The 13,055-nt window shown below is 62.7% G+C and carries 13 protein-coding genes and 3 pseudogenes; 7 read left to right on the top strand and 9 right to left on the bottom strand.

Going from position 1 to position 13,055, the window contains the following annotated elements; all coding sequences use genetic code 11:
• Positions 1-247, top strand: a pseudogene (locus V8324_RS19600) (hypothetical protein); the annotation flags it as partial.
• A 274-nt stretch (positions 248-521) separates the two neighbouring features.
• Here V8324_RS19600 and V8324_RS19595 read toward each other — a convergent pair.
• Positions 522-896, bottom strand: coding sequence for a hypothetical protein (locus V8324_RS19595; protein WP_336421593.1), 375 nt, complete (start codon positions 894-896; stop codon positions 522-524).
• A complete protein-coding gene (locus V8324_RS19590; protein WP_336421594.1) occupies positions 857-1,645 on the bottom strand; it encodes a hypothetical protein in 789 nt (262 codons plus the stop codon). Before V8324_RS19590 ends, V8324_RS19595 begins: the two co-directional genes overlap by 40 nt.
• A gap of 67 nt (positions 1,646-1,712) precedes the next feature.
• On the opposite strand from V8324_RS19590, the pseudogene V8324_RS19585 reads away from it, so the two are divergent.
• A pseudogene (locus V8324_RS19585) lies at positions 1,713-2,052 on the top strand (recombinase family protein); the annotation flags it as partial.
• On the top strand, positions 2,049-2,477 hold the full coding sequence (locus V8324_RS19580) for a hypothetical protein (protein ID WP_336421592.1): 429 nt from the start codon (positions 2,049-2,051) through the stop codon (positions 2,475-2,477). The pseudogene V8324_RS19585 and the gene V8324_RS19580, both read left to right, overlap by 4 nt.
• Before the next feature lie 46 nt (positions 2,478-2,523).
• Here the strand turns inward: V8324_RS19580 and V8324_RS19575 are convergent, their stop codons facing one another.
• The 3 genes from V8324_RS19575 to V8324_RS19565 all read right to left on the bottom strand — a co-directional run bounded on the left by V8324_RS19575 (position 2,524) and on the right by V8324_RS19565 (position 5,747).
• Complete coding sequence (locus tag V8324_RS19575) at positions 2,524-2,673, bottom strand: hypothetical protein (RefSeq protein WP_336421591.1); 150 nt, start codon at positions 2,671-2,673, stop codon at positions 2,524-2,526.
• A 349-nt stretch (positions 2,674-3,022) separates the two neighbouring features.
• On the bottom strand, positions 3,023-4,771 hold the full coding sequence (locus tag V8324_RS19570) for a DUF4403 family protein (RefSeq protein WP_336421590.1): 1,749 nt from the start codon (positions 4,769-4,771) through the stop codon (positions 3,023-3,025).
• Positions 4,772-4,811: 40 nt separating this feature from the next.
• Entirely contained in the window at positions 4,812-5,747 is a 936-nt protein-coding gene (locus V8324_RS19565) for a hypothetical protein (protein ID WP_336421589.1), read from the bottom strand.
• Between the two features lie 55 nt (positions 5,748-5,802).
• Here V8324_RS19565 and V8324_RS19560 point away from each other — a divergent pair, with 55 nt between their 5' ends.
• Genes V8324_RS19560 through V8324_RS19545 form a run of 4 tightly spaced genes read left to right on the top strand, consistent with a single transcriptional unit; the run spans position 5,803 to position 9,610 of the window.
• Positions 5,803-6,615, top strand: coding sequence for a hypothetical protein (locus V8324_RS19560; RefSeq protein ID WP_336421588.1), 813 nt, complete (start codon positions 5,803-5,805; stop codon positions 6,613-6,615).
• Positions 6,616-6,657: 42 nt separating this feature from the next.
• The gene (locus V8324_RS19555; protein WP_336421587.1) at positions 6,658-7,722 is read left to right on the top strand and encodes a hypothetical protein; all 1,065 of its coding nucleotides are present in this window, start codon (positions 6,658-6,660) and stop codon (positions 7,720-7,722) included.
• Positions 7,723-7,733: 11 nt separating this feature from the next.
• Positions 7,734-9,113 (top strand): hypothetical protein, encoded by a 1,380-nt coding sequence (locus tag V8324_RS19550; protein WP_336421586.1) that lies wholly within the window; start codon positions 7,734-7,736, stop codon positions 9,111-9,113.
• Complete coding sequence (locus V8324_RS19545; protein ID WP_336421585.1) at positions 9,110-9,610, top strand: hypothetical protein; 501 nt, start codon at positions 9,110-9,112, stop codon at positions 9,608-9,610. Before V8324_RS19550 ends, V8324_RS19545 begins: the two co-directional genes overlap by 4 nt.
• Positions 9,611-10,401: 791 nt before the next feature.
• Here the strand turns inward: V8324_RS19545 and V8324_RS19540 are convergent.
• The 4 genes and pseudogenes from V8324_RS19540 to V8324_RS22505 all read right to left on the bottom strand — a co-directional run.
• On the bottom strand, positions 10,402-10,740 hold the full coding sequence (locus V8324_RS19540) for a hypothetical protein (protein WP_336421584.1): 339 nt from the start codon (positions 10,738-10,740) through the stop codon (positions 10,402-10,404).
• An 814-nt stretch (positions 10,741-11,554) separates the two neighbouring features.
• Positions 11,555-12,166 carry a hypothetical protein gene (locus V8324_RS19535; RefSeq protein ID WP_336421583.1) on the bottom strand — a complete coding sequence of 204 codons (612 nt, stop codon included), beginning with the start codon at positions 12,164-12,166 and terminating at the stop codon, positions 11,555-11,557.
• Positions 12,167-12,232: 66 nt separating this feature from the next.
• Positions 12,233-12,559, bottom strand: a complete 327-nt coding sequence (locus V8324_RS19530) for a hypothetical protein (protein ID WP_336421582.1) — start codon at positions 12,557-12,559, stop codon at positions 12,233-12,235.
• 142 nt (positions 12,560-12,701) lie between these two features.
• Positions 12,702-13,055: pseudogene (locus tag V8324_RS22505) on the bottom strand (Ig-like domain-containing protein); the annotation flags it as partial.

Here is a 13,055-nt window from a genome sequence, read left to right as displayed (position 1 = left end):
TCCTCCACGGAGAAACTCCTTCCCTATTCCAAGACAGGGACGGATTCCCAGAAATCATAAGTCAGAAGAAGGTGGGCCCCAGATCGCGCTTACGTCTTACATGACCCGCGTCCTGCGCCTCACGCTGCTCGCGCCGGACATCGTCGAGGCAGTCCTGGACGGGACGCAGGCGCCGGAGGTTACGCTGGCGCGGGTGCTGGAGCCGTTTCCGGTGGAGTGGGCGGAGCAGCGCAACGTTTTCTGGTGACCACCGCGCGCGGTCTCGTCTCGGTCGTTCGATCAAATCGCAGAAAGAGTTGGCTTTCTGCCCCAAAATCTCGCGGCCTTTTCAGGCGGAGCGAAAGGCTGACAGAGTCAGTCCACGTGAGCCATGATAGTCCGGTAAGCTACAGTATCATGGCGCGAGTTGTCTGCCCCGAAATCCCCGTTGCGACCGCTTGAAGGCCATCGACGACGAAGCATCACAAGTCAATGTCGCAGGTTTAACGAGCCGGAGCGAAAATCCCTGGGGCAGGGCCGCGCTACTCGACGACGACCCTGCCGCAACTGCTGAAACAGGGTTCCCCGCCATTCTCCCCCATGCAGATGACCCTACAGGTGTCGAGTTCTTCGAAGCCTCCTCGACGGGGGAGCATGTAAAGACCGTCCACCTGTCCCGGCAGGCTTAGGCCGGTGTTACCCTCGATGATCTCCCGCAGGCCATCGGTCTCCTCGAGTCCCTGCATGAGCGTATCATGCTCGATCTGGAATGGATCGCTACTGTAGGTGATCGCGCCCTCATCAAGCCCAGGCGGCAGCGTCTGCGCCAGAGCGCCGCCGGCGATCGCTAGTAATGCTACCACGAGACCACTGCTGGTCAGGGAGTGGGCTTGCTGTGTGCGGCTAGAGTCTTCCATTGGTAGTATCCTTTTATGGCTGCATCGAATTCCCCAATGAACCCGGCCACGGCTCGGCAATCGAACTTCTCCTGCCGTTCCTCGCTGGAGAACTCGGCAGTGTAGAAGATCGTGCAGTCGCCTCTCGGCAAGGCGTCGCGCCGTGCATTGTCCGCGACGCGGGAGATCAGTTCAGGGTCATCCTCCGAGTAGAACAGAATTCGCCCCGACTGTCCCTGCGGGTCATCCCGGTACTGATGGACGTAGCGAAACTCCTCTGGACCGATCGTTGGCACGGGGGTGACGGTCCCGCTCCCGTCGAGACGCATCGTCCGGCGTGCCTCTAGGCTTAGGAGTTCCATCTGGACAGAGCGGGCCGGCGGGATTTCCTGCTCTATGAGATCGAAGCTTCGGATGATTTGTCGCTCCGGAATGCGGTCGTCGCCCTCTATGATGGGCGGATCGATCGCGACCTCATAGCGAGTCAGGAAGATTGAGCGACCGGCTTTGTTTCGGACGCGAGTAGAGCGTTCGGTACGGAAGGTTTCGACTGCGATCACAGGATTGAAAAAGACGGCGTTGAATATCCGCCGCGCTGGATCGGCGACGAAGACCGCGGCAGAGAAGAGCACGCCGACAATGCTGGTCAGCGTCAGGAATACCTTGCCGTATTCGAACAAACGACTATCGTGTCGATCGCACTCGGTGCAGATCGAAGCGCCTGCGGGCATCGGCTTGCAGCACCATCTGCAGCGTCCGTCGACCGGCATGGACCTCCCTTTGTTCCGAATGCCATTCTCCGCTCGAAGGATGACAGGGCAGGCCCGAAATGCAAGCGCGGGATCATGCTCGGTGGGCCGTGTGCCAGCGGGGGAGATCGAGGCCGCCGTCATTGACTAGCTGCGCGCGGTGTTCCGCCAGCCCGAGATCGTGGCTGGGACATGGAAGGCAGCGCGCGCATGTCGACGACATCACCGGATCCGATGCACGCGCAGCCCTCCAGCAACTCGACCCGCTGTGGGACGAACTTTTCCCCGCCGAGCAGGCGCGCATCTTGGCGCTGCTGGTCGAGCGAGTGGACATCGACACGGACGGGCTGAACGTGCGGCTGCGTGTCGACGGGCTTGGTGGCCTCGCGCGCGAAATGCTGGCTGGAGACATGGGAGCGGCCGCATGACCCGCGGCGCGCCGATTCCCGAGACCGTGACGCTCCACGTCCCATTCCGCGTCGTTAAACACGGCGGGCGGAAAGAGATGCAGTTGCCTCAGGGCGCTACGCATCCGAGTCGGACGGACAGCGCGTTGGTCAAGGCGCTGGTGCGTGCTTTCCGCTGGAAGCGGATGCTGGAGTCGGGTGAGTTTGCCACCATCGCCGAGCTGGCCGAGCGCGAGGGGATCGCACCGTCCTACATGACCCGCGTCCTGCGGCTCACGCTGCTCGCGCCCGACATCGTCGAGGCGATCCTGGAAGGCACACACGGGCCGGAGGTGACGCTGGCGAGTGTGTTGGAGCCGTTTCCGGTAAAATGGAGCTGCCAGCATCAAAACGGTGGAACAACCAAGCATGAAGAAAATACGCGACTTCAACATCGGGATAATTAGGCCGATTTCCTCACTTCTCGCATGGAACGATTGAAGAATAACCGGATCAACTGATCCCGCGCCTCCGGGTCGCCAGTGCGCGATCATAGTCGGACTTCGCGTCGCGGCGCAGATAGCCGTGCCCGGTGACCATCCGGTTGATCAGGTGCTTCTGCAAGGTCCGTTCGCCGTGAATATCGCTTGCTGAAAATGTCATGGTTTCCTCCGATCTTGCGGCCGGCAAGGGCCGTCAGGTAGTCGCGAAATTCGCATATAGCGTCACGAAAGAACCGGACATCCGTGCCAAGGTATGACACCGATCAGGGTCGAGAAGCCTTGCAAGACAAGGAGTCAAATTCTTAATCCGAAGTCACGCGGACAATTCGTTTGCTGCGACAAGCGCTGCTGCCGCATCGAGATCATGTTCAGTTTGCCCGCGAATTAGTGCCCTGCGGCAGCTCGATACGGAAGATGAAAGCTCTGCACCTCCGCCAGCGAAGCCTTGGCGAGCGGCATACATTGGCGGCGCGACCTGACCGTCGTCGCGCCAGTGGCGTTCGATCCGATCATTCGAACGCGACGCGCGAGCGCCCCGACGCCGTGACCGCGGCGTGTAGATTTCCCTCAGACAGCCAGAGGTGCGCGAGCGCGAGCTCGGACAGACTGAGCGTGAGCGTGGCCGTGGAACCAGCGATGCGTTTCAGTTCGATCGACATATCGGCAAGCTCCGCCAGCACGGCGTCATAGCCCGCGCCAAGCGGCAGGGCGACCCGCTCCTCGATTGCCGCCTCGATCGGCGCCTCGACAACGAAGGCCGCGATGCGCGAGAGAAACCGTGCCGATGCGAGGTCGAACTTCACCTCCCTGAGGCGAATCTCGCGTGTGTCCGAATCGATGTCGGGGCGTGCGGTCAGAAAGACCTTTGCCTTGAGCCCCAGCCATGTGAGGCCGGAGACACGGACCCCGATGACGAGGCGCTCGCGTGCCTGATAGAGAGTCACGTCCAGATCGTCATAAGCGATCCGATCAAGCTTTTCGTCGATCACCGCCCTGACCTGATCGGTCACGATGGTTTGCGCCGCCTCGAGCCCGATCTGTCCGGTCATGCTTACCCGAAAGCGGTCATCGGGCGGCGCGTCGGTCTCGATCTCGATGAAGCGCTGTGGCGGCGGGCCGGGCTGCTCGAACACCACGGCGGGAGCGGCCACGATGCCCGGGCTGACAAGCAGATACCCCGTCGCGTTGGATTTGACGATCCGAGGCGCGGCAACACGCACGCGCTGTGGGTTGAGCGACAGGAAGGGCGTGACATCCGGCGGCAGCACACCGGGCTTTTGCGCCTCGATCAGCGGCGCGAGGTCGATGGGCTCCGTGAGGAGTTTCACGATCCCGGCGAGCGACGCGTTTATAGCTTCGGCGCGTACGGGGTCTTCGGGCAAGTCTGCCAACGCGCCGGTCAGCGCGTTCTGGAAGACGTCGGAAAGTGCCGCGAGCCCCTTGCCGACCGCCTCATCGAGGGCCTTCTCTACGGTGCCGTCGAGTTTCCTGCAGGGCTTGCCGCGGCTTATCTCGACGCGGCCCACCGACAGCCCGATGTCGATTTTCCCGATCGCGCGGCTTCGATCCATGTTGTCGGCCTCGAGCGTGGAAAGCAACCGGGCCGTCGCGGTAAGCGAGGGGCCGCAAGCCTTGGTGGTTTTGCCGTCGAGATACGACAGCACCGAGGCCGGGGCCGTCAGCGTGCTGTCGATGCGGGCCTCAACCTCGAGCATGCCGTCGCGCGCGGCCAGATCGATATCGGCGATAAAGAAATCATACGTGACGTTAAACTTCTCGCTCGGCAGGGGGACGGGCACAAGGTCGCGCGCACACGCTCCCAGGGCCCTGGTCGCCTCGTCGACACTGTCGAATCCGAACTTGACCCCACAAGCGCCCTTTTTCACCTCTTTTTCTATCTCTTTTACGACGGGCAAAGATATGCTGGGCGCGGATCGCGCTGCCGCTTGCAGGCAGGCGTTGTATCCATCGACGGCAGCGTTCATGTTTTTGGCATCGCACCCAGCCTCCTTGCGGCGCGGCAGTCCGAGAAGCCCGCGAATCAGGTCCGCCGGTATCCGGTCCAGCTGGCCCGAATAGACCGGCTCGCCGGTCACTATCTCGTTGTGCAACGCCTTTTCGAGCGCCGGGAGCGCGGCGCGGATCCGGGTCTGGACGCTCGTGACCGGCCGCTCGACCTCATAGGCAACATTCTCCGCGGGGGGCGGGCCGTCGGGGCCGAAAACCACGAAGATGCGCAGCGCCGCGATCCCGGCCACGAGTACGAGCGCGGCGCCACCCGCGATCCAGAGAATGCGCCTAAGCCGCATCTTTCAACGCCTCGATCTCCGCTAGCTCAAGCTCGGTGGCCCGTGCGACGTCCTCGATCGGGAGGCCGGCAGACAGCAGGTCCCTCGCGATCCCCCGCCTCGATTGCGCCTCCGTCTTTTCGGCCATGTCGCGAGTCGCTCCGGTCTCGGGGTCGACCCCGCGACGGATAAAGTCGTCTTCGAGCGCTTCTACCTCGTGTGCGACGCTGTCGGTCGCACCGATGATATCCGCCGTGGCCTTGTTGACCGCCGCGGTCGCGGAGCGAAAGGCGCGGATATTGTCGCTCAGGAGCTTTCGGGCCTCGGCGAGTTCGGCCTGTTGCAGCAGCAGGCTGTGGGGCAGCCGGAACGGGACAATCTTTTGAACCGCCCGCCCGGCATCCCCGACCGTGTCAAGCCCGATCTTGTCGAGAACCCGCGTGCCCGGCGAGCCGTAAAGATCCGGCTCGACCTCCCGGGTCTCGGGGACGGCGATCCGCTCGGGGCGATCGACAGCGTCGCCCTCGTGGAGCAGGCTGAGGCTCCTCCGCTTCACCGCGGTCTGGACGTAGATGCGCAATGCATCGTCAAAGGCGGCCCGGGCCATCCACATCTTGGCCTCGGCATCGGCCTCTGTGCCCTGGAGTTTTTCCACGGCACGATTCCAGTCGCCGGTTTTCATGAAGTGATCCGTATCATCGATGAATTCACCGGCAGTTTCCACGGCGGCGCCAGCGCCGTCCCTTATCGTCTCGGCGGTCCCGACAATGCTCTTTCCGATGTCTCGAAAGGCGTCCCGGGCGATGGTCGCGGGGTCACCCGAGACCGGGGGCGAGGGGATTTCAGGACGTGGTAAGCGCGGGGCTTTCGGGGCGATCACCGGCTTGTCTACCAATTTGCGCACTGCTTGGCCGACGCTTTTCCCGATTTTCTTGAAAAAAGACACCGTTTTGTCCTTTCCTCGGACGCGACACCCGCATCGCTCCGGGCAGGAAGCTAACATGCATTTGAAACAAATGAAAATCTTGACACATCTTTCGGTAACATTCATGAATAAAGGGGTCAATAATTTTTCAAATGATAAGGGTCTGATGAAAAAATTCCTCATAGTCATGGAACTGTGTGCCGTTTCGCTCGCTCTGTCCGTGCATGCGGCCAGCGCCGCCACGATCGTCAACGGAGATTTCGAGAACGGTCTGACGGGGTTCACCATCCGCGATTTGGGTGCAGCCAATCCGGCAGACCTGGCCACGATCGGCACGAATGGCGGCAACAGCTTCCTCAAGCTCGAAGCGCGCCCCGTCACAGGGGGATTCGGCACGGGTGCAGAGCAAGAGGTGACCGTCGACGCCTTGCACCCGGTTCTGAGCTTCGATGCCGCAGTGCTCGAAGAGAATGTCCTGTTCAACGGAAATCCGTCCGGGTCCCTCGACACGCTGAGCGTTCAGGCGGAATCCGCCTTGCTCGACGAGATCGTGTTTCAGATCAACAAGACCTCGACGGTCGATACGTTTCTGACCGACCTTGCGCCGCCTCCGGACGTGAGCGCTGCGCCGGGCGCGGTGTTCGGACCCGCGCTTTCGGCGTTTTCCGTATCCGCGGACCTCTCCGCCTTTTCGGGGCAGACGGTCGATCTGAAGTTCCTCGCGTTTAATTCCGAGCCCAATGTGACGCAGACGTTTTTCGGCGTGGATAACGTCAGGTTCAAGCCCGCCCAGCCCGTGGCGCCGGCGCCGATCCCGCTCCCGGCCTCCATTTGGTTTCTGCTGGCATCCTGCTGCGCGTTGCGCATGTTGCGTCGCGGGGCGGCGTGACCGCGCCGACACCCGAGACCTCATCCCGGAAAGGACGCCCTCATGACCACCGAGATCGATGAAGACACCGATTGCAGCGAGTGGGCCCTGGAAAACAAGGTTGAGCTGCCCGAAAGAGCGATCCCGATCAAGAACCTGCCGGACGAGGCCGAGTATGATGGCCTCTTCAAAGGCGGCTCGCTTATGGAGGAATACGAGAACACGGTCGCTGACATGGTTGCCCTTCACGAGGAGTGGCGCGACGACACTCTGGAATGGTCCAACCGGATGGATCAGCTTTTTGCGCAGATCGTCGTTCTCGAACGCACGCTGCGCGACCAAGGCTCCGCCCCGCCCACCGATGAATTCGAAGGTGTAACCGACAAGGCTATCGGCATTTATATCCTCAGTGCTGCCGGGTTGATCAAGAGCGGCGTGGGTTTGTGGTCGCTGCTCAGGGGAAGCAGTGCCGCGGCGCCCACAGGCGCCGTCGCACCCGTAAACGCCGGCGCAGATGCGCGACGCGTCTCGACCGGGGTGAAGGCGGGAAAATGGGCCAAGCGTTTTCAGAGGACGGGAAATTTGCTACTTGGTGCTGGCACGGTTCTCTCCATCGGCATCAGTGTCAAGGACCTTATCGATCGCAACAAGACACTTGCCGATTTCATAACCAACTCCCATGAGTGGCTCTACGGCAAAGATGAGGGCGGCAATCTGATCGCGAAACCGGATGTGACCACCGCCGACATTACCGTCGGCGGTGCCGCCGGGCGAATCCTCGAGATGGAAGCCGCAGTGAGCGACATTCACGAGGCAATCCGCACGCTCGCCCGCCTCGAGGGGATCGCGATCGAGGACGCGGACGGCAAGGCGCGGGACATGAACCTCGTGTATTGTGAGACCAAACAGGCCTTGGGCGACACTGTCCGGTCGGCGAGCCAGGTGATGGCGGCGCAGGATGTGGCCACGCGGATGCTCTGCATCGATTACCATGATGACGACATCACCTACAGCGACGAGCAGATTGCAACGGTCACGGGCGTGCCCGCGGATGTCGTACAGGGGATGCGAGGCGAAGTCGCCGCTCACCCTACCGATATGTGTCCCGGCATCGCGCCAGGCACGTGAGGGAGACGTCCATGAGCTGGAATTTTGGAGACGCGGTCGCGGGTGCCAAGTCCGATGTGCTCAAGGGTTTGGACGCCGGCGGCGACTTTCTGACCGGTCCGTTCAAGACCGACCAGTTGCTCGCCGGTCTCGAAGCGGCGCGGATCGAGCTGGCGACTGCCAACGAAGAGCTTGCCGTCGAGGAAGACGCGCGCGATCTCATCCTCGCGGATCTGCGCATGATGGGGGCCAAGACCATCGTGCTGACCTCGCTCGCGACCGAGATCGCCCTCATCGCCCCGCCCGTGTCCGGCTCAGAAGAAGAGGCGCATTTGCAGCGCCAGAAAGACGTCTATGATCCGCTGGGGCATGCGTTGCTGGCCACCGGCGGTGTCATGCTGGCGGCGATGCTGCCCGGGATGGCGGCGTCCACGATCAAGATGGTGTCGATGGGCCGGTTTCTCAGCAAGGCCTCGAAGGGAAAGACGCTCTTGCGGTTCTCGAAGGTCGCCAAGGGCACCGCCGTGCTCGCGACCGCGATCTTTCTGGTGGAAACGATCATCAAGATGATTCACGCCGAAGAGCTTAACGCGGAGATCAAGGCGTCGCGCGAGGAGCTCCGCGAAAAGATCGCCAAGGCAAACCGGGCCTGCGCGAAGGTGTCTCTGCAACGCAGCGAGGCCGAGGCGCTTCGCAGCGAAATGCTGTCCGAGGCCGGCGTCAAGACGGTTCAAGAGTTTCTCATCAGCATGAACCAGGCGATTGCCGATGTGTCGGCGCAGGCGGCGCTGGTGACGGTCGCGCGCAACCTGCTTCAGGCCGGGCAGGGCACTGATCTTGTCACCCGGCTCGTGCAGCTCGATCCCGAGATCGTCGCACGGATCGATCGGCGGCTCGGCATCGAGCGCGCCCTGGTCGCAGGCGAAACGGTAACCGCCATCGCGGACGAGACCGGCGCGGACCCTTTCGAGGTTCGGGTCGTGGACCGCGTCCTTGCCGTACGCGGTGATGCGGCCCGCGGGTTCGGCGATGACGCGCTGGCCCGGCGGCACGGCGTCACCGAGGCGGTAGCCGATCAGCAGATCGAAATCGCCGATACCGAGTTGGAAAAGCACTGGGACGGCTTCCCCGACGGCGCCGTGTTCGCAGATCTGGCCCGCGCCACGCTCATTCCAGAGGATGCCCTGCGCCTGCTGGCCGCCGAGACGCTGGCTCGGGCGGATCTGTGGGCAGGTCAGACGATCGAGGATGTGGCCGCAGCCCATCCCGACATCGCTAGCGCGCGGATCGAGGCCTTGGCCGATGACATCACCGACGGCCGCGCCCTTGTCGCATTGGGCGAACTCGAGCGCGATGAGCTGGCTGTAAAGCTGCGCTTGCCGGCGGTATCGATCGCGCAGTCGGTGACATGACCGGGCAGCGCTCGGTCATAGATCCGTCATTCCGCAAAGCCTTTGCAGCCAGTCTCGCGCTTGCCCTTCTGGCGGTCTACACGGTCGCGGCAATGGCGATGATCCTCGCCGTTCTCGAGTCCTGCACAAAAACGCCTGCGGATGTGCCGGACTGCGACACGGTGTCGGAGCGTTTCGGTGACGGCTACAGATATGTTCTGACAACAGTCGGCGGCCTTGTGTCGGCACTTGTTGTCGGACAGTTGGGCGCCGCCCGCCCCGGAGAGCTTCCCAGGCGCGAGCAACGGGCCGAATACTCGCGGCTCAGGCGCATCGCGTCGGGCACGGTCGTCGCGATCTACCTGATCGTCTGGGCTGGGGTCGGCTTTTCCTCCTTGATCGTGGGGGTCATGCTGTATCCCGAGGCGAGTTCCACCGTCTCCGACATGGGGACCGTTTGGCTCGGCCTGGCTGTCTCGGCGGGCTACGCGTATTTCGGCATTGACCGAAACCAGTGAACGGGCCCGGCTTTGCATTCGGCCGGATTGGGTGCGATATCGCTCCCGGCAACCTCGGCGCGCACGTCATTACCTCGGACCGCATGACCGCTTTGGCGATGTGTCCCGTGTGAGAGCTCTATATCGGCGGCATGTCCGGGAGGCTGCTGCCGGTGATCAACAGTTGCTGGACAGTTTTCAACCTGCACGTGATATGCTCATTTCAGGGTCGCGCAACGCCGTGCCGCATCCTGCGGCCCGGACGGGTGGGGGCTCGCACCGACATCCGAACGGGGGAGGATCATGCGGTTACATTATGCTGGGGGCACCATCGCCACCGCGCTTCACGAAGCGGGGCTCGCGTTCGGTCCGGTGCGGCTCGATTTCAAGGCGGGCGAGTAGGGCCAGCCCACCTACCACGCTATCAATCCCAAGGGCCGCGTGCCGATGCTGGTCACCGATCAGGGCATGCCGATCGAGACCGCGGTCACGCCCGATGCAGGGCTGAGTCGTAAGCTGATGACCTGAACGACGCGCACGCTACTCGGCATACGATTATGCAGCCCCCAAAGCTAGTGTGTTCGGCGGCGAAGTAGCCGACTGCGGCGCGGAAGGTGCCCTGCAGCTCGACGGTTTCGCCGGCGGGGAGAGTCACCATCGTCAGCAGCCATAGCGTCGTGGCTTCCGAGACGTGAGCCCTACTGATCTCCCCGAGCGAGCCACGGAGCTCGGTCGCGCCGTTCAGCACGAGCCGCTCGCTCATGCGCGCCGAGGTGCTGGAACTCCTTGTCGAGCAGCTTCGCGCCGAAGATTTAGGTGCCGTCGACAGGAGCGACAAAGCGGTCGTTGCCGGAGACGAACGCTGCATGGTCGTTGGTGTCGGTGTTGTTGATCGCGACTTTCGTCCAAGTGTTGACGCCGACATAGTTCTCGTAGTTGGTGTAGCCCTTGAACCGCGGCAGTCGCGGCTGATCGACGATGCCCATGGCGTTCTCGATGCTCAGGCCATCGAAGAAATTGTTGCCATTGGCCGAGACCGCAAGGCGGAAGCGGTCCGCCCCGAACAACGCCGCAAGCGCCTTGGTCACGAAGCCGGCCTGCAGGGCCAGCCGCCGGTCGAGACAAGCACGCCGACCGGCAGCATTAGCCATGTGCTGCTGCTGCGATACTGCAAGGTCATGGTCGGCTCCCCGCCCACCCTGCGCGACGTAGACGAGTGCCGCGTCGCGGCAATCGGCAATTTGCGCACACTAAAGCGACCACCGAACGTTCGACGTCTGTTCCATCTTACCGAATGCCACCCACGTCGAAGTGCTTAGCCACACCTCTGCAAAACTCGTTCAATTTTAGATACATGCAAGCAATTCACCAAATGGACGCAGTCATCAGGTCCGGAGAATATCGGCCCTGAGAGACCGCTTGCGACCCTCTTGGCGCAGGTGCCAGTGCTCAGCCCCTCCCGCATAACCCTCGAAAACAACGGGAAAATCCGGCCGCAGCCGGGAGGAGAGAAAGCTTTCGCGCGGGCAAGTGGCGGAGGGGACGGGACCGGGATCGGACGTTCTCCGCCCCACAACACACTGGAATCATGAGTTTCTCGTGCGGCTCAACAGTTCAAGCCTCGCATACGCGACTGACATCCAACCGATTGCGTGTGCGTTGGCGCGAGCCTCATTCGCCACGCGGCCCGATGTCTGGTCCCGCCATGAAGCGGGCGGACTGCACCCGTGAAAGCTTCTTCCGCGACAACGGGAACCCGTCCGCCGCTGCGCCATATGCCTGCAACACATTCTTTCCGAGATCGACGCCAAAGATTGCAACTTCTCCCTAGAATGCGCTCTCCCAAGGCTGCGCTTCTACAACAAAAGTTTGGGATATCGCAATGCCGTACGGGCAGAGCGACATCAAGCACATGTATTAAAGTGCTCAAAGCGCTCGTGGCGGGTATCGGGTGATAGTCGGTCTCTACTTCCGCATAGGGAAACCATTTCTGACTAGCCAAAGGAGGCCAAACCCTCCCAAGAGCAGCGGAAGTCCGGCAGGAAGCGGGATTGGCGTGGGGTTCGCGGATTTGATGCTGAAGCTGCCGGTTACACCGGATGTGGACAAGAGGGATGTCGGTGCGAAGGGCGAGGCGCCGAACTCCCCGGTGAGAGTGGCGACGGCAAAGGTGCCGAACTCGGTCTCTGCCGGGCCGCCAAGCGTGTCGAAGAGCATCTCGACGATGTCGTCGCCGTCCGGGTCGGATACGGTCGAGACATGCGCCAGCGTTCCGGACAGCCATGCGCCGCTGTCGTCCGTCATCCCGAGGGCACCGGACGTGAAGCTCAGATCGTCCGCGATGTCTCCGGTGATCACGACCGACAATGTGCCGTCCACGGGCGTGCTGGCGGTCGGGGCGCTTGCATCGCCGGACCCGAAGAAACCGAAGAAATTCACCATGTCGAACGGTCCGGCGACTTCTGGAGCGGGCTCCACCGATATCCCGGGAATACTCGAGGCGTCAGCAGGTGCTGCCGAGAAGGCTGCCGCCGCAAGGGCCGCCAGTGCCATGGTGGGGATCGTTTTGTTCGTCATCTGGAAACTCCGTAACAGGTTTTAGGGATCGTGGTGAGGTCTCGTTGCAGGTGCGCTCATGCCACTTCAGGCGAAGCTGATCTCGTCGATTGAACTCAAACCTTGCAGCACCACCAAGTCGTTCTCGCCGCCCGCGAGGTTGATGTAGGTGTTACCGGCAAAGCTGCGCGACGCGGCTATGTCATCAGGGTCGAGGCCCAGGCTGTCGAGGTCGATGTCGAAGTCCGTGACGTTGGCCACGTCGCGGGCACCGTTGCCGATCAGGTCGCGGAACTCGAACACATCCGCTCCGCCCTTACCGATCAGCGTGTCGAGCACGCCCCCGCCGGCTGTGATCAGGTCATCCCCGTCCGTGCCGATGAGCGTGTCCCGGCCAGACGTGCCGGTGACCATGTTGAACTCCGGTTCCGTCGCGTCGACCACCTCGATGGTCAGCGTGCCCTGGTCGGTCGCCGTGCCGTCGGAGACGGTGTAGCTGATCGTCTCGGCGCCCACGAAGCCGGGATCGGGGGTGNCCCTGGTCGGTCGCCGTGCCGTCGGAGACGGTGTAGCTGATCGTCTCGGCGCCCACGAAGCCGGGATCGGGGGTGTACTCGAACGAGCCGTCCGTGGTCACCGAAAGATCGCCGTTATCGGCGGCGGTGAAGGACTGCACGAAGATCGTGTCCGCCGCGTCCGGGTCGCTGTCATTAGCCAGCAGGCCCGCCGCCGCGCCGATGGTCAGCGTCTCGCCGTCATCTGCGCTGTAGGTCTCGTCGGCCACCACCGGCCCCTCGTTGACGACATCGATGGTTAGTGTCCCCTGGTCGGTCGCCGTGCCGTCGGAGACGGTGTAGCTGATCGTCTCGGCGCCCACGAAGCCGGGATCGGGGGTGTACTCGAACGAGCC

This window comes from Roseovarius sp. D22-M7, from assembly GCF_037083785.1.
Lineage (GTDB): Bacteria > Pseudomonadota > Alphaproteobacteria > Rhodobacterales > Rhodobacteraceae > Roseovarius.
Note: the sequence above shows the minus strand (reverse complement) of the source record. Positions and strands in the feature narration are given on the sequence as shown.

Bases quoted from the DNA above. Each gene is read 5' to 3' on its own strand.
- V8324_RS19530 (WP_336421582.1), bottom strand. From the start codon at position 12,559: ATGGTCACCGGCACGTCTGGCCGGGACACGCTCATCGGCACGGACGGG.
- V8324_RS19535 (WP_336421583.1), bottom strand. From the start codon at position 12,166: ATGACGAACAAAACGATCCCCACCATGGCACTGGCGGCCCTTGCGGCG.
- V8324_RS19560 (WP_336421588.1), top strand. From the start codon at position 5,803: ATGCATTTGAAACAAATGAAAATCTTGACACATCTTTCGGTAACATTC.
- V8324_RS19545 (WP_336421585.1), top strand. From the start codon at position 9,110: ATGACCGGGCAGCGCTCGGTCATAGATCCGTCATTCCGCAAAGCCTTT.
- V8324_RS19575 (WP_336421591.1), bottom strand. From the start codon at position 2,673: ATGACATTTTCAGCAAGCGATATTCACGGCGAACGGACCTTGCAGAAG.
- V8324_RS19595 (WP_336421593.1), bottom strand. From the start codon at position 896: ATGGAAGACTCTAGCCGCACACAGCAAGCCCACTCCCTGACCAGCAGT.
- V8324_RS19555 (WP_336421587.1), top strand. From the start codon at position 6,658: ATGACCACCGAGATCGATGAAGACACCGATTGCAGCGAGTGGGCCCTG.
- V8324_RS19580 (WP_336421592.1), top strand. From the start codon at position 2,049: ATGACCCGCGGCGCGCCGATTCCCGAGACCGTGACGCTCCACGTCCCA.
- V8324_RS19590 (WP_336421594.1), bottom strand. From the start codon at position 1,645: ATGCCGGTCGACGGACGCTGCAGATGGTGCTGCAAGCCGATGCCCGCA.
- V8324_RS19540 (WP_336421584.1), bottom strand. From the start codon at position 10,740: ATGGCTAATGCTGCCGGTCGGCGTGCTTGTCTCGACCGGCGGCTGGCC.
- V8324_RS19550 (WP_336421586.1), top strand. From the start codon at position 7,734: ATGAGCTGGAATTTTGGAGACGCGGTCGCGGGTGCCAAGTCCGATGTG.